Raw genomic sequence first — 21,434 nt, 5'->3', positions numbered from 1 at the left:
GCATGGTACGATGCGGCTATCGATGTGTCCAATGCATTATTCTTGCCATATCGATGCATCTTACGCATGGGATTAGGACGTGAACATCAAGCAGCTGGAACACCTCATCGCGGTCGCCGAAGCGCGCTCCTTCAGCCGCGCGGCCGAGCGCCTGTTCATCACCCAGCCGGCGCTGAGCCGCAGCATCCAGGCGCTCGAGGACGACCTGGGGGCGCCGCTGTTCGACCGCATCGGCAAGCGCATCGAGCTCACGCCGCTGGGCAGCCACGTGTTGACGCGCGCCGCCCGCCTGGTGCGCGATGCGGGCGAGCTGGCGCGCAGCGCCGACATCTTCCGCCAGGGCGCGGGCGGCGCGCTACGCATCGGCATGGGATCGGGTCCGGCCGCCATGCTGATGGCGCCGCTGCTGTGCCACATGGCCGAGCGGCACCCGGGGGTCAAGCTCGGCATCACGCGCGGGCCGCTGGCGCAGCAGCTGGTGCAGCTGCGCGCCGGCCAGCTCGACGCCCTGGTCGCGGACGCGCGCAGCATCGCTCCGGCGGAGGACCTGGTGGCCGCGCCGCTGGGCGAGCTGCGTACCTGTTTCGCCTGCCGCCCGGGACACCCCCTGCTGGCGCACGACACGCTCGGGTTCGAGCAGTTGCTGGCCTTTCCGGTCGCCTCCACGCCGCTGTCGGACGAGGTGGCGCGCCTGCTGGTAGCCGCCTACGGGCCGGCGGCCCTGCCGGACCAGATGGTCACCCTGCAGTGCGAAGACGTGGCCAGCCTGGTCGATGCGGTCGGCCGCTCGCATGCCCTGTTCCTGGGATTGGCGGCGGCCGCGCGCGCCGGCGGCCTGGCCGAACTGCCGCTCCGTCCGCGCCTGGACGCCAAGGCGCGCTTCGCCTGCGTCACCCTGGCGGGCCGTACCGAAGCGCCCTTGCTGCCGGCGTTTCGCGCCTTCGCATCAAGGCTGTTGCAGGACTGAAGCTGGAAATTAGGAGAGCATGAAAATGGAAAGCCAACAACTCTGGGTCGAGCCGGTCGGCGACATCATCATCGCGCGCATCCGCGGCGCCTGCACCGCAGCGCTGCTCGAGGAATGCCAGCGGCGCGTGATCGCGCTGGTGCAGGACACCCGCCAGGTGAAGGTGCTGTACGACTCGCTCGAAATGGACGTCCCCTCGGTCGACATCGCCCTGGTGCAGCAGGACCTGGAGTCGCGCGCCTGGGAGCGCTACGGCCCCCTGCCCTTGCGCCGCGCGATCCTGGTCGCCAATACCCGCATCGCCTACCGGGCCCGAATCGCCTTCGGCGAACTGGGCGAAGGCAGCTACCGGGTGTTCTACAACGACCTCGCGGCGGCGCTGCGCTGGCTCGACGAGCCGCCGGAGATCCCGCTCAGTTGAACCGACCGGCCGTGCCGCCCAGGCTGTAGCGGCCGGCGCCCAGCAGCGCGACCGCCAGCGCCGCGGCCAGGTACATGCCCTGCAGCTCGAGCGCCCAGCCGCCGGTGTCGTTGAGCGTGAAGAACTGCGCGGTATGGGCCAGCAGCACCGCCACGATCATGTTGATCGCCACCACCAGCGCCGCGGCGCGGGTGAACAGCCCGACCAGCATCAGGAGCGGCGCCACCACTTCGCCGACGTACACGCCGTAGGCGAACACCCCCGGCAGGCCGGCGCCTTCGACCATGCCGGTGATCGGGCCGATGCCGCCGGCCAGCTTGGAAAAGCCATGGAACAGCAGCATGACCGCAAGCGCCGCGCGCAGCAGCAGCTTGCCTTCGTCGTCCATGCTACGGGGTGCGAGGTTCGTGGTTTGCATGATCACTCCTTCCGGATGAGTTGTATTGACATCATCGCCCTTCGACCGATTCGCGGGCGCACCGTTCGCTTCATTCGAACGCATAGGCGTCCATCGCCAGCACCCCGTGTTCCACGCTCGCGTGCAGGCGGGTGGCGCGCGCTTGCGGCCCGCCCGCACCCAGTGCAACGAACAGGGGCAGCAGGTGTTCGTCGGTCGGATGGTTGCGCACCGCGTTCGGGGCGCGGCGGCGGTAGTCCAGCAGCTCGGCCTGGTCGCCGTTCTCGAGCGAGGCCTGCATCCAGCGGGCGAAGTCTTCCACCCACGCGGGCGCCGGCGCCTCGACCGCCTGACCCCGGTATTCGTGCAGGTTGTGGGTCAGCGAACCGGAGGCCAGCACCAGCACGCCTTCGTCGCGCAGCGCGCCGAGGGCCTGGCCGATGCGCAGGTGGGGGGCGGGATCGCCGCCCTGCAGGATCGAGAGCTGGGTGACCGGCACGTCGGCATCGGGATACATCAGGCGCAGGGGCACCCAGGCGCCGTGATCGAGCCCGCGCGCCGCGCTGCGTCCGGCCTGGATGCCGGCCTGCTCCAGCAGGGTAAGGGCGCGTTCGGCCAGGCCAGGCGCTCCCGGCGCCGGATACTGGATCTCGAACAGGGCGCGCGGAAAGCCGCCGAAGTCGTGGATGGTGGCGGGTTGCTGCGCCAGGCTCACGGCCGGGGCGCCGATGGTCTCCCAGTGCGCCGACACGGCCAGCACCGCGCGCGGACGCGGCAGCGTTGCGCCGAGCTGTTCGAGGAAGCGGCGCGCCGGGCTGTCCTGCAGCGCCAGCATGGGCGAGCCGTGGGAAATGAACAGGGCGGGAAGGCGGGTCATGGTGTCTCTCCTCATGAAAGACGCCATCTTATTGTCTTATGCAACGCCGATAAATAGGCTTGAGCGGATATGACTGTTTCACTTACCGGAACAATCCTGTCAATCGCGCCAGGGCGGATCCGCAAACGCCTCGACCAGGAAATCGATGATCACCCGCACCTTCGGCGCCAGGAATTTACGCGAAGGATAGACCGCATAGATGCCCAGCGCGATCGAGCGCCAGCCCGGCATCAGTTCCACCAGCCTGCCCTCGGCCAGGTCGGCGCCGACCATGAAGCTGGGCTGGAGGATGATGCCCTGCCCTGCCAGCGCGGCGGCGCGGCAGGTGTCGCCATTGTTGGTGCGCATGCGCGGCTGCACCTTCACGGATTCCTCGCCCGCGGGGCCGGAAAAGCTCCAGGTGTCGCCGGACGCGAACAGGCTGTAGCCGATCACCGCATGGCGCGCCAGCTCGGCCGGCCGGGCCGGCGCGCCATGCGCCGCCAGGTAGGCCGGCGCGGCGCAGGCCACCAGCCGTGTCGAGGCAAGCCGCCGGCTCACCAGCGACGACGCGGGCAGCTGGCCGATCCGCACGGCCAGGTCGTAGCCCTCGTCCACCAGGTCGACCACCCGGTCCGACAGGCTGACGTCGAGCTCCAGTCCGGGATGGCGCTCCAGCAGCCGCGGCCACAGCGGCGCCAGGTGCATCAGGCCGAAGCTGAGCGGCACATTGGCCCTGGCCACGCCCTGGGCCGTGGTACTGCCCGATCCGAGCTCGGCTTCCGCTTCCTCGAGCCGGTCCAGCAGCTCGCGGCAGCGCGCGTGGAACAGTTCGCCTTCCGCGGTGGTCGAGAGCCGGCGCGTGGTCCGGTGCAGCAGGCGCACGCCGAGGCGCTCCTCGAGCTCGGCCACGTGGCGCGACACCGCCGCCTTCGACATCCCGAGCCGCGCCGCGGCCGCCGTGAAGCCGCCCGCCTCGACCACGGCCGCGAACACGCGCATTTCCTCAAACCTGTCGCTCATCCATCTTTCCTGGTCTGCAATGATGAGGGCGATTCTACCCGCACATCTCGCCTGGCTACGCCGGTTCTGCCACAATGTGGCGGTACACGGGAGCCGCAAGACATGTATCACGAACCGAACCGCCAATCGATCAGCATGCTGGTCAGGGACTTTTATGCCGATATCCGGCGCGACGAGCTGTTGCAGCCGGTATTCGACGGCGCCATCGGCGCCAGCTGGAAACCCCACCTCGAGCGCATGGTGGACTTCTGGTGTTCGGTCATGCTGTCGAGTAGCGAGTTCAAGGGCAATGTCTACGGCAAGCACATGGGCTTGCAGGGCATCGAGGCCGAGCATTTCCGGCGTTGGCTCGGCCTGTTCGAGGCGCATGCGCGGCGGCTGTTCGCGCCGGAAACCGCCGACGCCTTCCTGGGCGCGGCCCGGCGCATCGCCGCCAGCCTGCAGTACGGCTATTTCGGCCGCGTTGAAGTGGCTTGAGGGGAACAACATGAAGCACCTGCCTGCGGGACTGGATCACTACAAGAGCACGCCCGTGTTCGACCAGGACACGGTACCCGCGGGATTGCGGCGCGCGCACCGCACCGCGGCCGGCGTCTGGGGCCGCATCGTCGTCCACGAGGGCAGCCTGCGCTATGTGATCGAGGTGCCGGAGAACGAAGAACACCTGCTCGTGCCCGGGACGCCGGGCATCGTCGAACCGGGCGTGCCGCACCATGTCGACATCGCGGGGCCGGTGCGGTTCTGCGTGGAGTTTCACCGCTAAGCGGCCGTTCGCCCGCGCGGTCCTGCATATTTGATTTGCATCGAACCCCGGGTTTCGGGTACGTTCGATCCTGTCCGCACGCACGACGAAAGGACCACACCATGTTCCTCGAACGCGTCTGCATCGCCACCGACGGATCCGACCTGGCCGTCCGCGCCGCCCAGATGGGCGCCCTGCTCGCCCGCTCCGGCGCCGGCCGCGTCGTCGCGGTCTCGGTGGCGCAACCGCACTTCCACCTGCCGGAAAGCGGCAAGGCCGCACCGGACAACGAATGCGCCCAGGCGGAATTCGCCCGCGCCCGCCGGGCCGCCCAGGCCCACGTCGAAACGGTGCTGGACATCGCCCGCCAGACCGGTGTCAGCTGCGATGCCGAGACGCCGCTGGCCTCGGCGCCCGGCCCGGACATCATCCGGGTCGCGGAACAACATGGCTGCGACCTCATCGTGATGGGCACGCACGGGCCGAACGACGCGAACCGCCTGTTCGTCGGCAGCGTGGCGCAGTACGTGCTGGCCAATTCCAGCATTCCGGTGCTGCTGCTGCGCGACCCGCGCGAAGCCTCGCAGCCGGACTTCATCGAGGGCGTCGCGTCCTGAACGGGCGGCGCGACGTGATCGGGACCGTCAGCGCAGAGTCGCGGCCCGCCTCGCCCCTGTCTTTTGACCGGATCAACTAACCCCGGCTCCGCGCCGCCAGCCACTTGCGCAGCTCCAGCCCGGCCAGCGCCAGCAGCGCCATGCCGAAGGCGGCGGCCAGCGCGGCGGGCGGCGGCGGCGCAAGGTCGAGGATGCCTGCCAGCGCCGGCACGAACATCGCCAGCGCGAGCAGCAGCAGCGCCGCCCCGGCGATCGCCCAGAACACCGGGTTGGCGACCCGCAGCGTGCTCCCGACACCGTCGAGCTGGCGGTTCGACAGCAGCAGTGCGAGGTTGCACAGCACCAGCGCGGCAAACGCGGCGCTGCGTGCCTCCGGTTCCGGCAGCCATGAGAGCGCCCAGGCATACAGCGCCACGAGCAGGGCCAGCACCCAGGCGCCCTGGACCAGCGCACTGCCGACGGCGGCGCGCCCGAACAGGGCTTCGCCGGGCGCGCGCGGCGGGCGCCGCATCAGGTCCGCCTCGGCCGGTTCGTTCTCGAAGGCGAGCGAACAGGCGGGGTCGATCACCAGCTCCAGGAACACGATATGGAGCGGGTACAGCATCACCGGCCAGCCCAGCAGCACGGGCAGCAGCGCCATGCCGGCGATCGGCACATGCATCGCCATCACGTAGCACATCGACTTGCGCATGTTGCCGAAGATCCGCCGACCCGTTGCGATGGCCTCGACCAGCGACGCGAAGCGGTCGTCCAGCAGGGTCAGTTCGGCGGCTTCGCGCGCGACGTCGGTGCCGCGCCTGCCCATGGCGACGCCCACGTCCGCGGCGCGCAGCGCCGGCGCGTCGTTGACCCCGTCGCCGGTCATCGCGACCACGGCGCCGCCCTGCTGGAGCGCCCGCACGACGCGCAGCTTCTGCTGCGGGGCGACGCGGGCGCAGACGTCGGTGGCGGCCAGGCGGCGCGCCAGCCCGGCGTCGTCGAGTGTGGCGAGCGCGGCGCCGGTCAGCACCGCGTCGGGGGCTCCCGCGTCGAGCCCGGCCTGGCGCGCGATCGCGCGCGCGGTCTCGGGATGGTCGCCGGTGATCATCACGACGCGCAGGCCGGCGCCGCGGCAGGCCGCCACGGCGGCGGGAATGTCGGGGCGCAGCGGATCCGCCAGCGCGGCGAGACCAAGCAGCTCGAGGCCGAAGGCGGCCGGCTCGACCGGCATGGCCCGGCCCCCGGCAGTGGTCCACGCGCGCGCCACCGCCAGCACCCGCAGGCCGGCCGCCGCCATCCGCGCGGCCGCCTCGAGCAGCGCCGCACCCGCGGGCCCGGGCGCGCCGCACATCGCCACGATCGCCTCGGGCGCCCCCTTGGCGGCGACCAGCAGGCGGCCATCGCCGCAATCCCAGACCTGCACCAGCGCCGGCCGCTGCGGCGTCAGGCCGTACTCGTGCACCAGTGTCCAGCCGGGCGCCAGCGCGCCGCCATCGGGGAGCGCATCGGCGGCCAGGCGCCAGAACGCGGCCTCCATCGGGTCGCTGCCGAGCGCCCGGCTGGCGCGCAGCGCGCAGGCCAGCAGCTCCTGGTGCGGCGCGGCCATGCCAGCCCCGGCAGGTCCGTCATGGACGCTGCCGTCGCGCCACAGCTGCGCCACCGCCATCCGGTTCTCGGTCAGGGTGCCGGTCTTGTCGACGCACAGCACCGAGGTCGAGCCGAGGATCTCGATCGCCGCCAGGCGCCGGGTCAGCACCTGGCTGCGCGCCAGCCGCCAGGCGCCGATGGCCGGGAACACGGTCAGAATGACAGGAAACTCTTCCGGCAACATGGACATCGACAAGGCGATGCCGGCCAGCAGCGCCTGCAGGGGATCCTGGCCGCGCAGCACCAGCAGCAGGACCAGTGCGGCGCTGACGGCGCCACCCAGAATCGCGAAGCGGCGCGCCAGGGCCCTGGTCTCGCGCTGCAGGCGCCCGGGCGGCGGGGCGATGCCGCCCAGCGCAGCCCCGATACGGCCGATCTCGCTGCGCACGCCGGTGGCGCTGACCCGGGCCAGGCCATGCCCCTGCACCACCAGCGTGCCGGAATACACCCACGGCAGGCCGGCGCCGCCGGGCGCCTGCGGGCTGCTGCCCACTTCGCCACCCTGCGGCGCCGGCAGCTTGCCCACCGGAACCGATTCGCCGGTCAGCAGCGACTCGTCCACCTGCAGGCCGGCCGCCGCCAGCAGCAGGCCGTCGGCCGGCACCCGGTCGCCTTCGCCCAGCTCGACCAGGTCGCCTTCGACCAGCTCGGCGGCCGGCAGCTGCCGGGCGCTGCCGTCGCGCCACACCAGGGCGGTCGGCGCGCCGAGCTCGCGCAGCGCCTGCAGGGCGCGCTCGGTGCGGCCCTCCTGGTACAGCGTCATGCACAGCATCAGGACCACCATCCCGAACAGGAAGGCCCCTTCGAAGGGTTCGCCCAGCACCAGGTACAGGATCGCGGCCCCGACCAGCAGCAGGTACATCGGTTCGCGCGCGGCATCGAGCGCGATGCGGCGCCAGCGCCGCCCGCCGCTGTCGGGCAGCCGGTTGGGGCCGTCGCGCGCCAGGCGCCGCGCGGCTTCCTCGCTGTCCAGTCCGGCAGGGCCGGTGGCGCCGAGCTCGACTTTCATGGGATCTCCCTTTCGGAGGCCGCCAGGGTCTCGCGCGCCAGCTCGACGCGGTCGCGGCCGTTCGACTTGGCCCGATACAGCGCCGCATCGGCGTCGGCCAGCAGATCCTCGACGCCGGCATGCCCGGGGGCCAGGCCGGCGACCCCGATGCTGATCGTGCAGCGCACTTCGCCCCGAGGAATCGCGAGGCGGATCGCACCCACTGCCATTCGCATGCGCTCGGCGCAGGCGAGGGCTTCCTCGACCGTGGTTTCGGGCATGACGCACACGAACTCCTCTCCCCCGACCCGGCCGAAGTAATCGCTGGCGCGCAGCAAGTCCGCGCATGCCTGGCTGACCGCGCGCAGGAGCGCGTCGCCAACCGGATGGCCCCAGGTATCGTTGACGCGCTTGAAGAAGTCGATGTCGAGCATGGCGATCGCCAGCGGATGGCCGTAGCGCCGCGCCAGCGTGATATCGTGGCTGGCCAGCTCGAGCAGATAGCCTCGCGCCAGCACCCCGCACAGGCTGTCGTGGCGGGCTGCATGGCGCAAGGCGCGCTCGGCCAGGAAATTCCTGCGCACCAGCCGTCCCTGGAAGCGCGCCACCCCCGCCACCAGGCCGAGCATCACGAGGTAGGCCAGCACGCTGCTGGCGAAGGCCGGCTCCGGCAACTGCGCTGCCGCCAACCCAAGGAATAGCAGGCTCGGCACCAGGACCAGCGCAGACAAGCGAGGCAGGCGCGGTTCGACCAGGGCCAGCGGGAACATCACCCCCGTGATCGCCGGCAGCGCCAGCAGCAGGCCATCGGGCAGCAGGGCGGCGCTGAGGATCATCGCGCCGGCATGGGTGATGTAGACCAGGGCGCAGCGCCAGGCGAGCGGGATGCGCCCGTCCCAGTCCCGATAGCCGATGGCGCCGATCAGGACCAGGCCCAGCCGGATGAGCGCAGTGGTGGCGGCCTGCTGGGGAGCGATCCAGTAGTCCCATGCGCTGAACAGCAGCACGCCGAGACCGAACAAGCCTCCGAGCGCCGGCAGCATGCCGGACAGGCTGCGGTCGAGCGCCAGGCCGAATTCGCGTTCGTCGTCGGGCGCGAGCTCGCCGGTCAGGCGCGCGGCCCGGAATGGAGATGAGGCCGGACGCTGTTTCCCCATCTGCACGTGGCCGCCCTTAGCCGGCGCCGGCGGCTGGCCGCAAGACCATGACCGGCACCGGCGCGCCTGCGAGCACGGCCTGGGTCACGCTGCCGGCCAGCAAACGGCTCAGGCCACGCCGGCCGTGCGAACCCATGACGATCAGGTCGCATTGCTGCTCGCGCGCGGCATCGGCGATCGCCTCGGCGGGGTCGAGCGCGCTGCAGGTCAGCGCCGTGCAGGCCACGCCCGCCTTGGCGCAGCGCGCGGCGATGGCATCGACGTAGCGCTGGGCATGCTCCAGCAGCACGTCCATCTGCAGGCCCGGATCGTAGGCCATGGCGCCTTCGAGCGACTGGAAGGTGGGTTCGGGAACGGCGACGGACAGCGCCACGATCTCGCTGCCCTCGCGGCCGTGGACGAACTCGATGGCGGCATCGACCGCCGCTTCGGAAACGGGCGACCCGTCGGTCGGGACCAGGATACGTCGGTACATGGCAATCTCCAGACAGGGTGGACGAACGCTTGAGGACCAGTCTGTCCTCGCGGATGCTAAAAATCTTTGATATAAATCAAAATCGAACCGATGCCTTAATGCTTTGGCAATCCTAGCCAACCGCCTGGTCGCCGAAACAGATACCGAGCTCGCGCGCCGTGCGCACCATATCGCCGTCGACCGGCACCCGCTTGCTGCGGCCCGCCACCTCGCCCAGGGGCACGGTGCCGATCTCCTGGCCGCCCAGCGCCACCATCACGCCGGACTCGCCGCGCGCCAGCGCGCGCACCGCGCAAGCGCCGAAGCGCGCCGCCACCACGCGGTCGAAAGCCGACGGGCTGCCGCCGCGCAGCAGGTGGCCCAGCACCACGCTGCGGCATTCCTTGCCGGTGCGCTGGGCCAGCTGCGCCTCGACCCAGGCGCCGATGCCGCCCAGGCGCTCGGCATGCCCGCGGCCGGCGGCCGCCAGCCGCGCGCGCTCGCCGCCGACGGGCTGCGCCCCTTCGGCGGCCACCACGATCGCATGGCGCCTGCCGGCGGCGTCGCGCCGTCCAATGGCTTCGGCCACCACGTCCAGGTCGAAGGGTATCTCGGGCAGCAGGATCGCATGGGCGCCCCCGGCCATGCCGGCCTGCAGCGCGATCCAGCCGGCGTAGCGTCCCATCACCTCGACCACCATCACGCGGTGCTGGCTGTCGGCGGTGGTGTGCAGGCGGTCGATGCATTCGGTTGCGAAGCCGGCCGCCGTATCGAAGCCGAAGGTCTGGTTGGTGCAATCGAGGTCGTTGTCGATGGTCTTGGGCACGCCGACCACCGGCAAGCCCTGGCGCTGCAGGCAGGCGGCGATTTCCATCGAGCTATCGCCGCCGACCATCACCAGCGCGTCGAAGCCGCGCGCCCGGCACAGGCCGACCAGCTCGGCGCTGCGGTCCTGTTCCACCAAGCCGGCCGCGCCCTGGACAGGGTAGCGCAGCGGGTTGCCGCGGTTGGTGCTGCCGAGGATGGTGCCGCCGAGGTGCGCGATGCCGTGCACGGCGTCGGGCGACAGGCGCATGACCGGCTCGCCGAGGCAGGTGGCAGGCGCGAGCAGGCCGTTGAAGCCGTCGCGGATGCCCCAGCATTCCCAGCCGTGCCGGCTGGATGCGAGCACCACCGCGCGGATCACGGCGTTCAGGCCCGGGGCGTCGCCGCCCCCGGTGGCGATGGCAATGCGCTGGATGCGGGTGTTCATGGGCGCCTCCTGTGGTGCTGCCGACTATAGCACGCGCGCCGGGACCGATCCGCCGCTCGTGGCGAATCTGCACAGCCATGTTAGGCAGCGCACCGCGGCAGAGGTACAATGCCGCCCACATCATTCACACACAAACGACATGCTCTCTACCCTGCTCGACTGGTTCCTCCACCTTGACCGCCATCTCTCCGTACTCGCGGCCGAATACCAGGTGCTCGTCTACGTGCTGCTGTTCGCAGTGATCTTCGTCGAGACCGGCGTGGTCGTGATGCCCTTCCTGCCCGGCGACTCGCTCCTGTTCGTGACCGGCGCGCTGGCGGCGAAGGGCATGCTCTCGCTGCCGGTGCTGATCCCGCTCTTGATCGTCGCGGCGGTGGTCGGCGACATCGTCAACTTCGCGATCGGCACCGTGTTCCGCGATCGCGTGAGGAATGGCTACCGGCTGCGTTTCATCAGGCCCGAACACATCGCGCATACCGAGCGCTTCTTCGAGCGCCACGGCCCGAAGACGATCGTGCTGGCGCGCTACGTCCCGATCGTGCGCACCCTGGCCCCCTTCGTCGCCGCGCTGGGCAGCATGCGCTACCGGACCTTCCTGGCCTACAACGTGTCGGGTGGCACCCTGTGGGTCGTGTCGCTGACCCTGGCCGGTTATGCCTTCGGCAACATCAAATGGGTCAACGACAACCTGACCGCGGTCATCATGGGCATCATCGTGCTGTCGCTGGTGCCGGGCATCCTGGCCTGGATGCAGGAGCGCTATCGCAGCAAGCGCGCAGTCGGCCCCCAGGGCTGACAGAGCGCAGCGCGGCGCCGCGTTTTTCCCCATCCACCGCCCCCCATGCCCGGCCCATGCCGGCCATGGGGGTGCGTTCTTTCTGGCCGTGACATTCTCACGGTGCCCCCCCTCTCGCTGGAAGCCTGCTTGATGTAGTGCTGACTTCGTTGCAGTTGTTGGCGCCGAGGGATTGCTGTTCGTGCGATCCATCAGTGGGTTAGTTACATTTTATGGATCGCGGCGTGCATATCAGGATTGCAGGAATGGCGATTGCTCCGTCCATACCGGCACTCTACATTGGCCGTTCCGATTCATAACGACAACACCAATGGAGACAAGATGATCGATGCCGAAAAAGGCCCGTGGAAATACCTGGTGATGTGGCTGCGTTTCTACTACGCGATCCACTTCCTCAAATCCGGAATCAACTACGCCGTGTTCGACGTCATCCCCGATTTCAGCAAGGCGGGTGCGGTCGGCCCCTACCTCGACGCGATGAACGACATCGGCTTTTACCCCTTCATCAAATACCTGGAGATCGTGCTGGGGTCGATGTTGCTGTTCAATGTACTGACGCCGCTGGCGCTGGCGGTCATGGCAGGCATCGCCTTCCAGATCGCCTACCTGAACCTGTTCGTCTCGCCCCACCCGCGCCAACTGTTCACGGGCACGCAGGAACTCCTGCTGTGCGGCCTGCTCATCCTGGCCTACGGCAAAAGTTACGCCGAACTGTTCCGCGTGAAGGCGAAGCCGGCCTTCCCCTGGTCGAAACAAGCAAACCCCAATCTGTAAAGGACCGACCCATGCACCAAGCCGCAAGACTCAAGGATGCCGTCATCGTGATCGCCACGGCGTTGATCTGGACCCTGGTCGTCATCGCCTTCTCCACCACCATGGGTTCGCGCCCGCTACGCATCTACGACTGGGGCCCGCCGGTGTTCGCCTGCCTGCTGACCCTGCTGGTCATGCTCAAGGACCGGCTCGCGGGGGGCAAGCCGCACTAGCCGCGCGCCGGCTGCTGCGCCCTGGCGAACAGCATGCCGCAGGCAAGAGCGACGCCCAGCACCCAGAACACCAGCTGGGTGCCGCCCGCGGAACCGAGCGCCCCGACGCTCACCGGCAGGATGGTCTGGCTCGCATTGGCCAGCATCGAGCGGATCCCGATCGCCTCGCCGCCGCGTCCCGGCGGCGCGGCCTGGCCGATGGCGCTCATGATCATCGGCAGCGCGCAGCCCAGCGCCAGGCCCAGCACGAAGGCGCATGCCAGCAGCCACGCCAGGCCGCTCCCCAGCGGCAAGGCCAGGTAGGCCGCCGCGGCCAGGCCCAGCGCGCCGCCCAGCACCTGCCACGCCGACCAGCGGCGCGCCAGCAGCGGCACGAAGATGCGCACCACGAAGGTGCCGGCGCCGAAGGCTCCCATCACCAGTCCGATGCGCGAGGCGGACAGGCCGAGCGCACTGCCGTGCAGCGGCATCATGAAGCTGAACAGGTCCCAGCCCATCGACAGCAAGGCGCTGACCACCAGCACCGCGCGCAGCGGCGCATGGCGTAGCAGGTCCATGACCGACGCCCTGCCCTGCCCCCGGTCCGGCCCGGCCACGCCGTCCATGCCGGCGCCCATCCTGGCCAGTGCCAGCAGGGCCAGCAGGGGCAAGGCGGCCAGCGCGACGAAGGTCCAGGCGCCGCCCGCCAGGTCGAGCAGGAAGCCGGCCATGACCGGTCCGGCGATGCTGGAAGAGGAATTGCCGAGCGCCAGCATCGAGTAGGCGCGCGTATGCTGTTCCGGCGGGCCGCCCGCCAGGATCGCATGGTGCAGCGCCACGTGCACCAGCATGAATCCGCTGCCCATCAGGACCGCGCCGGCGCCCAGGCCGCCGAGCGAAGGCAGCAGCGCCAGCAGCAGGCCGGCTTCCAGCAGCAGCAATGCGAGCAGGGTCGGCTTGACGCTGCCGCGCCGGTCGGTCCAGCGTCCGGCATGCACCGACAGCAGCATCGGCACCAGCGCCAGCAGGCCGATCACCAGGCCCACCTCGAACGGCGTGGCGCCGAGCCGGATCGCCGAGAGGCTCAGCGCGACCCGCCCGCCGGCGAAGGCGGTATGCGCCAGCACCATCAGCGCGACCACGGCGGGCAGTGTCATGCGGGAGGCTCAGGCAGGCTGCGCGGCGGCGCGTTCGACCGGCGTCGCCTGGAAGCGCATCGAGAAATCGATCGCGCGGATGTCCTTGATCAGGGCGCCGACCGAGATCCGGTCGACCCCGGTCTCGGCCAGCTCGCGCAGGCGCTCGAGCGTGACGCCGCCGGACACCTCCAGGCTGCAGCGCCCGGCCGCCAGCGCCACCGCACGCCGGATCTGCGCGGTCGACATGTTGTCGAGCAGGACCATGGTCACTCCGGCCTGCAGGGCTTCCTCGAGCTGGTCCAGGGTTTCGACCTCGACCTGGATGAAACTCGCCCCCGCTCCCAGCCGCCGGGCGGCGGCGAAGGCCGCGCCCAGTCCGCCGGCGGCCGCGATGTGGTTTTCCTTGATCAGGATGGCGTCGTACAGGCCCATGCGGTGATTGCGCCCGCCGCCGCAGCGCACCGCGTACTTCTGGGCCACGCGCAGGCCGGGTATGGTCTTGCGCGTGTCCAGGATCGCCGCCCCGGTGCCGGCCACGGCTTCCACGTGCAGGGCGGTCCTGGTGGCAACGGCGCTCAGGGTCTGCAGGAAGTTCAGGCAGCTGCGTTCGGCGGTCAACAGGCCGCGCGCCGGTCCCGCGAACTCGACGATGACCTGGCCGGGCGCGCAGCGTCCGCCGTCGGCCACGTGCCAGGTGGCGACCACCAACGGCGCCACCTGGCGCAGGGTTTCCATCACCCAGGGCTGGCCGCAGATCACCGCCGCCTCGCGGCAGACGATGGTCGCACGCGCCGCGCCGTCCGGCACCAGGGCCGCGGTCAGGTCGCCGGCGCCGACGTCTTCCGCGAGGGCGCGGGCAACGTCGGCCTCGACCTGCCGCAGGAGCTCCCGGTCGATGCCGGCGTCCGCAGTCATCGGCATCAGATGACCACGCCGCGCGGCACCGGAATGCCGTACAGCGAACCGGCGTAGGCCGCGTACACCGGATCGTCGACGTTGCAGGCATGGCCCATCGCCACCGACAGGTCGCGCCAGGTGCGCTGGATCGGGTTGGTGACGCGGCTGGCGTTGCCGCCGGCGTGCTTGAACACTTCGGCGGCCGCCTCGGCCGCGCGGCGCACGGCGCGCACCTGGTTCACGCGCGCCTTGTACTTCATCTCGCGGGTCACCTTGCCGCCGGCCTGCACCAGCTTGTAGATCTCGCCGATCTCGTTCACCACATGCTGGCAGGAGGCGTCGATGTCGGCCAGGGCCGCGCCCAGCGAGGCCATGTGGTACGGGTTCTGGGTCTGCTTCACGCCCATCCGGCTGACCCGGCTGCCCGTGTAGTCGGCGAAGTGCTTGACCACGCCGGCCGCGATGCCCAGCGTCGCCGCCGAGATCGCGCCCGGGAAAAACAGGTCGAACGGAATCCGGTACAGCACACTGTCCGGACGATGGCGCGCCGCGTACTCGCAGTCGTTCAGGGCCTGCACGTCATAGGTGCGGTAGTCCGGCACGAACACGTCCTTGACCAGCACGTCCTTGCTGCCGGTGCCCTGCAGGCCCATCACGTTCCAGGAATCCTGCAGGATCTCGTAGTCGGCGCGCGGCAGCACGAAGTGCATCAGGCGGGTGTATTCGCCGGCCGGGCCGCCGTCCTGTTCGGCCAGCACGCCCAGCACGGCCCAGGTGCAGTGGTCGGTGCCGGAGGAGAACGGCCACTGGCCGTTCAGGATGTAGCCGCCGTCGACGCGGCGCGCGCGGCCGATCGGTGCGTACGGCGACGCGGTCCAGGTGTCGTGGTCTTCGCCCCAGACTTCTTCCTGCATGCGCGGGTCGCCCTGGCCGAACTGGAAGGGGTGCACGCCGACCACCGAGCCGACCCAGCCCAGCGACGAAGCCCGCGAGGCCAGGGCGATCACGGTCTGATAGAACTCGCGCGGGTCGGCCTCGAAGCCGCCGTACTGCTTGGGTTGCAGCATGCGCACCAGGCCGCTATCGCGGATCAGGCGCGCGCCTTCGTCCGTCACGCGGCCCAGTTCGATGCTGGGGACTTCCTGCTCGACGAAGGCGTCGATGTTGCCAATGATGGTTTCTCGTACCGGATGCATGTTGCGCTCCTTGATTCTAGGTCTTGCGATAGGTGTGATGGGCGGTCGGGGCGTCAAGCCTCGTCCAGCTTCAGGGCGGTCAGTTCGGCGTGCTGTCGGCGGTGGCCCCAGCTGCTCGGCTTGTCGTAGGTGCGCGGCGTCCACAGGTCGGGATTCACGTCCATCCCTCCCCAGCCATACTCGAGGCGGAAACAGGACGGCGTGTACATGTAGAACGAGAACATCTGGTCGTTGCTGTGCTTGCCCAGGGTGGTGGTGATCGGGATCTCGCGCTGCAGGCAGATGTCGTGGGCGGTGCCGACGTCGTCGATCGAATTCACCTCGATCATCAGGTGCAGGAAAGCCACCTCGCGGGTCGGCAGCGCGGCGATCGCCAGCGAATGGTGGCGGCCGTTCAGGTGATAGAAGTGCGCCACCAGCGGACCGTCGCGCACCGTGTCCGACGGGTGGAAGCCCATCACGTCGCGGTAGAAGCGGTCGCCCTCGTCCAGGTCCCTCACCGCGAGCACCACGTGGCCCAGGCCCTGGTCGGCGGTGCGAAAGCCCGAGATCGCGCGGCCCGGACGGAAGGCGGCCACGGTATGGTGCAGGCCCCAGCTCAGTTCATGGCGGAAGCCGGAAGGGTCCTTGAACCAGTAGAAGCCCTCGACCTTGCGCTCCGCGCATTCTTCCGGCGTGGCGCGGCATGCCTCGATGCCGTGGGCGTTCACGCGCGCGGTCACTTCCCTGGCCGCGGCCTCGTCCTGCACGCTCCAGCCGATGTAGGCGACCGCATTGCGCTCGCCCGGGTGGATGACGATGCGATGGGCGACTTCGTCCAGGCGCAGGCGCACCGCGCCGTCCGGACCGTGTCCGGCCACCTGCAGGCCCAGCACCTCGGGACCGAAGCGTTCCCATTCCTGGTAAGCGGGCGAACGCACGCCCAGATAGGCAAGCGATTTGATCATTCGCTGTCTCCTCGTTTTGTTGATTTCAGGTTCTGGAATATCCGTTCAGGCCGGGCGCAGCATGGCCCGGCCCTGCCGGCATGCTCAGGCGGCCTGGCGCACCGCGACCGGGTTGCCTTCGATGAAGGACTCGATCACGCGGTTGAATTCCTCGGTATGCTCGAGCTGGACCCAGTGGCCGCAGCGGTTGACCAGGTAGACGCGCGAGTTCGAGATCATGCGCGCCAGCACCAGGGCCGAACTGAAATGCACGGTGCGGTCGTCGCGGCCGTGCATCAACAGGGTCGGGGCCGTAATGGTGGGGACGCGCTGCGTGTCCAGTTTGACCATCGGCTTGCCGTGGCCGCTCTTCCAGCCTTCGATGTGGTCGGGGCGCGCCAGTGCCGCCTTGACGCGTTCGGCCAGCAGCTCGTCGGTCACGTGGCGGGTGTCGAAGGCCATGCCTTCGACGAACTTGCGCATGGTCTCGATCGACGGATTGAAATAGGCCGCTTCCAGGGCCTTCACGCCTTCGCTCAGGCCAGCCGGATCGAAGATGCCCGGCACGCCGGCCGAGGAACCCATGGTGACCAGGTGCGACACCAGCTCCGGGCGCTCGTAGGCCAGGCGGATGCAGGACGAGCCGCCCATCGAGTTGCCCACGAAGGCGGCCTGGGTGATGCCCAGGGCTTCGAGGAATTCCGCCAGGGCGCCGCTGTTGTCGCGCTTGTCGTAGGTGACGGACTGCGACTTGCCCCAGCCGGGCAGGTCGACCGCCAGCACGCGGTACTTGCGCGCCAAGGTAGCGATGTTCGGGTTGTAGTTGCTCCAGGCCGAGGCGCCGGGGCCTCCGCCGTGCACCAGCACCAGCGGATGTCCCTGCCCCGCTTCGTGGTAGTGGATGTCCCAGTTTTTGGTCTTGATGCGCTTGCTGGTGTTTTCTTCGGTCACGATCGCCATGTCTTCCTCCATTGAGCTTCAGGTTCGGTTGTCTTCCGCGCGCCGGACAAGGTGCCGGCTGCGCAGTGGTCGAGACATATTAGCTGAATGTCCGTTCTAGAATCAACATTTTATTTTCGCAAAAGAAAAGGCCGGCATTTGCCGGCCCGGAAGGAGTTAGGGTCGCGCCCACAGGCGCCGCAGTCACGCCTTGGCTTCGGCCGGCTCCGGCTTGCGCCGCTTGCGCGCCGCCTGGGCCGGCAACTGCGCCTGGGCCTGTTCGACCAGGTGCGCCAGGCTGGAAGCCAGCATCGGCCGGAAGGCCTTGATCGTCTCGCCCGAGGCGCCGGCGATCGCATTCCCGTCCTGCAGCGCCAAGGTGAAGCCGCTCAGGCGTTCCGGCAGGCCCGGGTCGTGGGCAAGCAGCGCTTCCGGCAGGGTCTTGCGCCACCAGGACGCGAATTCGGCGCGCTGCAATTGGCGGATGTGCAGGAAGCGCTCGCGCGCCACCTGCTCGCGCACCGACTTTTCGACGCTCAGGATCACGCCCAGGCGCCAGAAGTCGGCGGCATCGTACTGGCGCTCGGTGTCGACGGCGCCGAACAGGCGCTCGATGTGCTGGCCGAAGCTTTCCCCCGTCTGCGGCTGCAGGGTGCTGGCCACCTGGCTGTGCCAGCGCGCATAGCTGGTGTCGATCAGCGCCGCGAGCAGCAGGTCCTTGTTCTCGAAGTGCCAGTACACGCTGCCCACCGGCAGCTCGGCCTTCTTGGCCACCTTGGCCATGGTCGCGCCGCTGTAGCCTTCATCCCGGATCACCTCGAATGCGGCATCGAGGATGCGTTCGCGCGATGCGGCGCTGGTGCGGTGTTCTCCGGAACGGCGGGGGCGGTCGATCATGGACATAGGCAGTGGTATTCGGCTGACAGGAAAGAAAAAATGGTAACACGGGAGATTGCAACATTACCACCGCAAAGGACGCCTGGATTCGCGCGTGCGCCGGATCGAGGCCACAAGCTATGCGGCTTTGCGCATGCTCGCACCGAGCCATGCGGCGAACGCATAGCTGAAATGACCGTTCCCGCGTTGTTCGCTTCCCCTCGATCACAAAAAATAGCGTCATCCGGCGGCGCCTGCGCGTCCCACGTCCCACCCGTCAAGGAAACACATGAACAAACTGCAGCTCTCCGTGGCCATCGGCAATTACGACCGTTGCCGCCCCCTGATCGATGGCGCCGTCCAGATCGACGGCGTCGATCCCGTCTTCATGACGCTGTCGCCGGAAGAGATCTTCTTCCGCGCCTTCCGCGCCGAGGAATTCGACATCTGCGAGCTGTCGCTCTCCAGTTCCACCGTCAAGGCGGCCGCCGGCACTCTGCCCTACGTCGGCGTGCCGGTGTTCCTGTCGCGCGCCTTCCGCCACACCGCGATCTACGTGCGCACCGACCGCATCAAGCGCCCCGAGGACCTGCGCGGCTGCCGCATCGGCCTGCCCGAGTACCAGCTCACCGCCAACGTTTGGGTGCGCTCGATCCTGGAGGACGACTACGGCATCCTGCCGTCCGACGTGACCTGGGTGCGCGGCGGCATCTCGCATGCCGGCCGCCCGGAGAAGATCAAGCTGGCGCTGCCGCCGGACGTGCGCCTGGAAGACGCACCCGAGGGCGAGACCATCTCCAGCCTGCTGGCCAGGGGCGAGATCGACGCCTACGTGGCGCCGCGCGCGCCCGACGTGGAGCCAGGCACGCCGAACATCGGCTGGCTGTTCCCTGACCCGGTGGCCGCCGCCAAGGATTACTTCCGCCGCACCCGCATCTTCCCGATCATGCACATCCTGGGTGTGCGCCGCTCGCTGGCCGAGCAGCATCCGTGGCTGCCGGGCGCCGTGTTCAAGGCCTTCAACCAGTCCAAGCACCTGGCGCTGGAACACCTGGGCGAAACCTCGGCCACCAAGATCACCCTGCCGTTCGCCGAGGAGCGCCTGAAGGAAGCGCGCGAGCTGATGGGCGAGGACTTCTGGTCCTACGGCATCGACGAGAACCGCCACGTGCTGGACAAGTTCTTCGACCACCACCATCGCCAGGGCCTGTCCTCGCGCCGCGTGACGCCGGAGGACCTGTTCCACCCCGGCACCTTCGAATCCTTCAAACTGTGAGGAGCCAGGCATGAGCGAATCCGCCCGCCACCCCTACCCGATCTGGCACGCGGCCCACCTGGCGCCGTTGTGGGACAGCCCGAACGCCCACAAGCCGCCGCCGCCGCCGGCCAGCGCCCATATCTGGCGCTGGAACGAGACCCGTCCGCTGGTCGACCTGGCTTTCCAGGAAACCTCGCCGGCGGCGGTGCAGCGGCGCGTGCTGCAGATGCTCAGCCCGCACGCCGCCTCGCTGGCCGACGAATTCACCTGCGGCAGCGTGCTGGCCGCGCTGCAGTGCCTGCTGCCGGGAGAAACCGCCCGTCCGCACCGCCACACCATGAACGCGCTGCGCTTCCTGCTCGAAGGCGCGGGCGCCGTGACCCTGGTCGACGGCAAGGAATGCCCGATGGCCTTCGGCGACCTGGTGCTCACCCCCGGCATGTGCTGGCACGAGCACCGCCACGACGGCGACGTGCCGGTGGTCTGGCTCGACGTGCTCGACGTGCCGCTGCACCAGCACCTGGGCACCGTGGTGTTCCAGCCCGGCCCGATCGGCGAGGCACCCATCACCATGGTTGACGCCTCCTTCGCCGCGCCCGGCATCGTCCCGGAACAGATCCAGGGACGGCGCGACCACTCGCCGCTGTTCCGCTATCCGTATGCCGACACGGTGCGCGCCCTGCAGCATGCGCCGCGCTCGCCCGACGGCGCGCGCCGGGTGCGCTACGTCAACCCGCTGGACGGCCAGGGGGCCATGCCGATGCTCGACACCGCCATGCTGCAGCTCGACGCCGGCGTGCCGACCCTGCCGGCACGCAGCAACGCCAACCTGGTGTGCACCGTGGTCGAAGGCCATGGCGAGACCCGCATCGGCGAACAGCGCATCGCCTGGGGCCCGCGCGACACCTTCACCCTGCCCCAGCACAACTGGGCGTCGCACCACAGCGAGGGGGGAGCGCGGCTGTTCGTCGTCTCCGACGCCGACGTGCTGCGCCGCCTCGGCCTGCTGAAGGAAGAAATCCAGGCAGCCGCCTGACACGTTTCACTGAAAAGAGATCACCATGAAAATCTGCTGGTACACACAAGAACAACGCGCACAAGCGCAGCTGGGCGCCGTCGTCGACGGCCGTGTCTACGACGTCAGCGCGGCCCTGCAGGCCCTGCCGCCGGCGCGCTACCCGGCGCGACCTGGCGACCTGCTGCTGGCCAACCTCGACCTGGTGCGCGTCGCCATCAACCAGCTGCTCCCTGGCGCCGCCTCGATCCCGGTCGAGCGCGCGCGTTTCCTGAGCCCGGTGGCAAACCCGGGCAAGATCATCGGCGTGCCGGTCAATTATGCCGACCACGTGGCCGAGGCGAACGCCGACCAGGCCACCTTCACCGACCGCTACAAGGGCGAGGTGCGCGAACAGGGCCTGTTCCTGAAGGCGGCCAGCAGCCTGGTCGGTCCCAGCGAGGGCGTGGCCCTGCGCTTCCCGCAGCGCCTGTCGCACCACGAGATGGAGCTCGGGGTCGTGATCGGCAAGACCGCCGCCAATGTCTCCGTCGACGAGGCCCTGGACTACGTGGCCGGCTACGCGATCGCGCTCGACATGACCGTGCGCGGCCCGGAAGACCGCTCGCTGCGCAAGTCGGTCGACAGCTACGCGGTGCTGGGCCCCTGGCTGGTGACCGCCGACGCGGTGGGCGACGCCCAGAAGCTCGACATCCGCCTGGCGGTCAACGGCGAAGTGCGCCAGCAGGCCAACACCGCGGAGATGATCATCGGGATCGCGGAGCAGATCGCCTGGGCGTCCAGCTACTACACCCTGCACCCGGGCGACATCATCATGAGCGGCACCTGCGCCGGCGTCGGCCAGGTCCTGCCGGGCGACGTGATGGAGTGCGAGATCGCCGGCATCGGCGCGATGCGGGTCGACGTACGCGCCGCGCAGGACTGAGC

Annotated in this window: 24 protein-coding genes; 11 read left to right on the top strand and 13 right to left on the bottom strand. The window is 69.4% G+C overall.

The features are described from left to right. Positions 1-79: 79 nt before the first annotated feature. On the top strand, positions 80-967 hold the full coding sequence (locus ACK6C6_RS09655) for a LysR family transcriptional regulator (protein WP_409267104.1): 888 nt from the start codon (positions 80-82) through the stop codon (positions 965-967). A gap of 25 nt (positions 968-992) precedes the next feature. Beyond that, positions 993-1,388, top strand: a complete 396-nt coding sequence (locus ACK6C6_RS09650) for a hypothetical protein (protein WP_209586435.1) — start codon at positions 993-995, stop codon at positions 1,386-1,388. On the opposite strand, the gene ACK6C6_RS09645 is transcribed toward ACK6C6_RS09650, so the two are convergent. From ACK6C6_RS09645 to ACK6C6_RS09635, 3 genes are all read right to left on the bottom strand, one after another. Continuing rightward, positions 1,381-1,806 (bottom strand): DoxX family protein, encoded by a 426-nt coding sequence (locus ACK6C6_RS09645; protein ID WP_409267103.1) that lies wholly within the window; start codon positions 1,804-1,806, stop codon positions 1,381-1,383. The two genes, ACK6C6_RS09650 and ACK6C6_RS09645, sit on opposite strands and share 8 nt — an antisense overlap. Positions 1,807-1,876: 70 nt before the next feature. Next, the gene (locus ACK6C6_RS09640; protein WP_409267102.1) at positions 1,877-2,662 is read right to left on the bottom strand and encodes a dioxygenase; all 786 of its coding nucleotides are present in this window, start codon (positions 2,660-2,662) and stop codon (positions 1,877-1,879) included. Between the two features lie 99 nt (positions 2,663-2,761). Continuing rightward, a complete protein-coding gene (locus ACK6C6_RS09635) occupies positions 2,762-3,664 on the bottom strand; it encodes a LysR family transcriptional regulator (RefSeq protein WP_409267101.1) in 903 nt (300 codons plus the stop codon). 102 nt (positions 3,665-3,766) lie between these two features. On the opposite strand from ACK6C6_RS09635, the gene ACK6C6_RS09630 reads away from it, so the two are divergent. From ACK6C6_RS09630 to ACK6C6_RS09620, 3 genes are all read left to right on the top strand, one after another. Next, the gene (locus tag ACK6C6_RS09630) at positions 3,767-4,141 is read left to right on the top strand and encodes a group III truncated hemoglobin (RefSeq protein ID WP_292039112.1); all 375 of its coding nucleotides are present in this window, start codon (positions 3,767-3,769) and stop codon (positions 4,139-4,141) included. 10 nt (positions 4,142-4,151) lie between these two features. Then, positions 4,152-4,427 (top strand): DUF1971 domain-containing protein, encoded by a 276-nt coding sequence (locus tag ACK6C6_RS09625; RefSeq protein WP_292039110.1) that lies wholly within the window; start codon positions 4,152-4,154, stop codon positions 4,425-4,427. Between the two features lie 101 nt (positions 4,428-4,528). Beyond that, the gene (locus tag ACK6C6_RS09620) at positions 4,529-5,023 is read left to right on the top strand and encodes a universal stress protein (RefSeq protein WP_409267100.1); all 495 of its coding nucleotides are present in this window, start codon (positions 4,529-4,531) and stop codon (positions 5,021-5,023) included. A gap of 76 nt (positions 5,024-5,099) precedes the next feature. Here ACK6C6_RS09620 and ACK6C6_RS09615 read toward each other — a convergent pair whose 3' ends face one another. The 4 genes from ACK6C6_RS09615 to ACK6C6_RS09600 form a co-directional block, all read right to left on the bottom strand. Next, the gene (locus tag ACK6C6_RS09615; RefSeq protein WP_409267099.1) at positions 5,100-7,658 is read right to left on the bottom strand and encodes a cation-translocating P-type ATPase; all 2,559 of its coding nucleotides are present in this window, start codon (positions 7,656-7,658) and stop codon (positions 5,100-5,102) included. After that, positions 7,655-8,794 (bottom strand): GGDEF domain-containing protein, encoded by a 1,140-nt coding sequence (locus ACK6C6_RS09610; protein ID WP_209586970.1) that lies wholly within the window; start codon positions 8,792-8,794, stop codon positions 7,655-7,657. Before ACK6C6_RS09610 ends, ACK6C6_RS09615 begins: the two co-directional genes overlap by 4 nt. Before the next feature lie 16 nt (positions 8,795-8,810). Beyond that, positions 8,811-9,269 carry a universal stress protein gene (locus ACK6C6_RS09605; protein WP_409267098.1) on the bottom strand — a complete coding sequence of 153 codons (459 nt, stop codon included), beginning with the start codon at positions 9,267-9,269 and terminating at the stop codon, positions 8,811-8,813. Between the two features lie 112 nt (positions 9,270-9,381). Next, positions 9,382-10,500, bottom strand: coding sequence for a 6-phosphofructokinase (locus ACK6C6_RS09600; protein ID WP_409267097.1), 1,119 nt, complete (start codon positions 10,498-10,500; stop codon positions 9,382-9,384). 139 nt (positions 10,501-10,639) lie between these two features. Between ACK6C6_RS09600 and ACK6C6_RS09595 the strand changes: the two genes are divergently transcribed. The 3 genes from ACK6C6_RS09595 (at position 10,640) to ACK6C6_RS09585 (ending at position 12,282) form a co-directional block, all read left to right on the top strand. Then, the gene (locus tag ACK6C6_RS09595; RefSeq protein ID WP_409267096.1) at positions 10,640-11,296 is read left to right on the top strand and encodes a VTT domain-containing protein; all 657 of its coding nucleotides are present in this window, start codon (positions 10,640-10,642) and stop codon (positions 11,294-11,296) included. A gap of 321 nt (positions 11,297-11,617) precedes the next feature. Further along, the gene (locus ACK6C6_RS09590; RefSeq protein ID WP_409267095.1) at positions 11,618-12,070 is read left to right on the top strand and encodes a hypothetical protein; all 453 of its coding nucleotides are present in this window, start codon (positions 11,618-11,620) and stop codon (positions 12,068-12,070) included. 11 nt (positions 12,071-12,081) lie between these two features. Further along, positions 12,082-12,282: a hypothetical protein gene (locus tag ACK6C6_RS09585; RefSeq protein WP_409267094.1), complete on the top strand. Its 201-nt coding sequence runs from the start codon at positions 12,082-12,084 to the stop codon at positions 12,280-12,282. On the opposite strand, the gene ACK6C6_RS09580 is transcribed toward ACK6C6_RS09585, so the two are convergent. The 6 genes from ACK6C6_RS09580 to ACK6C6_RS09555 form a co-directional block, all read right to left on the bottom strand. Further along, positions 12,279-13,418 carry an MFS transporter gene (locus ACK6C6_RS09580; protein ID WP_409267093.1) on the bottom strand — a complete coding sequence of 380 codons (1,140 nt, stop codon included), beginning with the start codon at positions 13,416-13,418 and terminating at the stop codon, positions 12,279-12,281. The genes ACK6C6_RS09585 and ACK6C6_RS09580 overlap by 4 nt on opposite strands. A 9-nt stretch (positions 13,419-13,427) precedes the next feature. Next, complete coding sequence (nadC, locus tag ACK6C6_RS09575) at positions 13,428-14,321, bottom strand: carboxylating nicotinate-nucleotide diphosphorylase (RefSeq protein ID WP_409267092.1); 894 nt, start codon at positions 14,319-14,321, stop codon at positions 13,428-13,430. After that, the gene (locus ACK6C6_RS09570) at positions 14,321-15,493 is read right to left on the bottom strand and encodes a hydroxylase (protein WP_409267091.1); all 1,173 of its coding nucleotides are present in this window, start codon (positions 15,491-15,493) and stop codon (positions 14,321-14,323) included. The genes nadC and ACK6C6_RS09570 overlap by 1 nt, the downstream gene beginning before the upstream one ends. Positions 15,494-15,546: 53 nt before the next feature. Next, on the bottom strand, positions 15,547-16,440 hold the full coding sequence (locus ACK6C6_RS09565) for a VOC family protein (protein WP_409267090.1): 894 nt from the start codon (positions 16,438-16,440) through the stop codon (positions 15,547-15,549). A gap of 84 nt (positions 16,441-16,524) precedes the next feature. Further along, on the bottom strand, positions 16,525-17,379 hold the full coding sequence (locus ACK6C6_RS09560; protein ID WP_409267089.1) for an alpha/beta fold hydrolase: 855 nt from the start codon (positions 17,377-17,379) through the stop codon (positions 16,525-16,527). 183 nt (positions 17,380-17,562) lie between these two features. Further along, complete coding sequence (locus ACK6C6_RS09555) at positions 17,563-18,255, bottom strand: TetR/AcrR family transcriptional regulator (RefSeq protein ID WP_409267088.1); 693 nt, start codon at positions 18,253-18,255, stop codon at positions 17,563-17,565. Positions 18,256-18,523: 268 nt separating this feature from the next. Here ACK6C6_RS09555 and ACK6C6_RS09550 point away from each other — a divergent pair, with 268 nt between their 5' ends. The 3 genes from ACK6C6_RS09550 to ACK6C6_RS09540 are packed head-to-tail and all read left to right on the top strand — an operon-like array spanning position 18,524 to position 21,432. Further along, on the top strand, positions 18,524-19,510 hold the full coding sequence (locus ACK6C6_RS09550) for an ABC transporter substrate-binding protein (protein WP_409267087.1): 987 nt from the start codon (positions 18,524-18,526) through the stop codon (positions 19,508-19,510). A 10-nt stretch (positions 19,511-19,520) separates the two neighbouring features. After that, complete coding sequence (locus tag ACK6C6_RS09545; protein ID WP_409267086.1) at positions 19,521-20,528, top strand: cupin domain-containing protein; 1,008 nt, start codon at positions 19,521-19,523, stop codon at positions 20,526-20,528. A gap of 25 nt (positions 20,529-20,553) precedes the next feature. After that, the gene (locus ACK6C6_RS09540; protein ID WP_409267085.1) at positions 20,554-21,432 is read left to right on the top strand and encodes a fumarylacetoacetate hydrolase family protein; all 879 of its coding nucleotides are present in this window, start codon (positions 20,554-20,556) and stop codon (positions 21,430-21,432) included. Positions 21,433-21,434: the final 2 nt, after the last annotated feature.

Origin of the sequence: Massilia sp. BHUDP2 (assembly GCF_046236355.1) — a bacterium.
GTDB lineage: Bacteria > Pseudomonadota > Gammaproteobacteria > Burkholderiales > Burkholderiaceae_D > Telluria > Telluria varians.
This window is presented reverse-complemented; position numbering and strand designations above follow the sequence as displayed.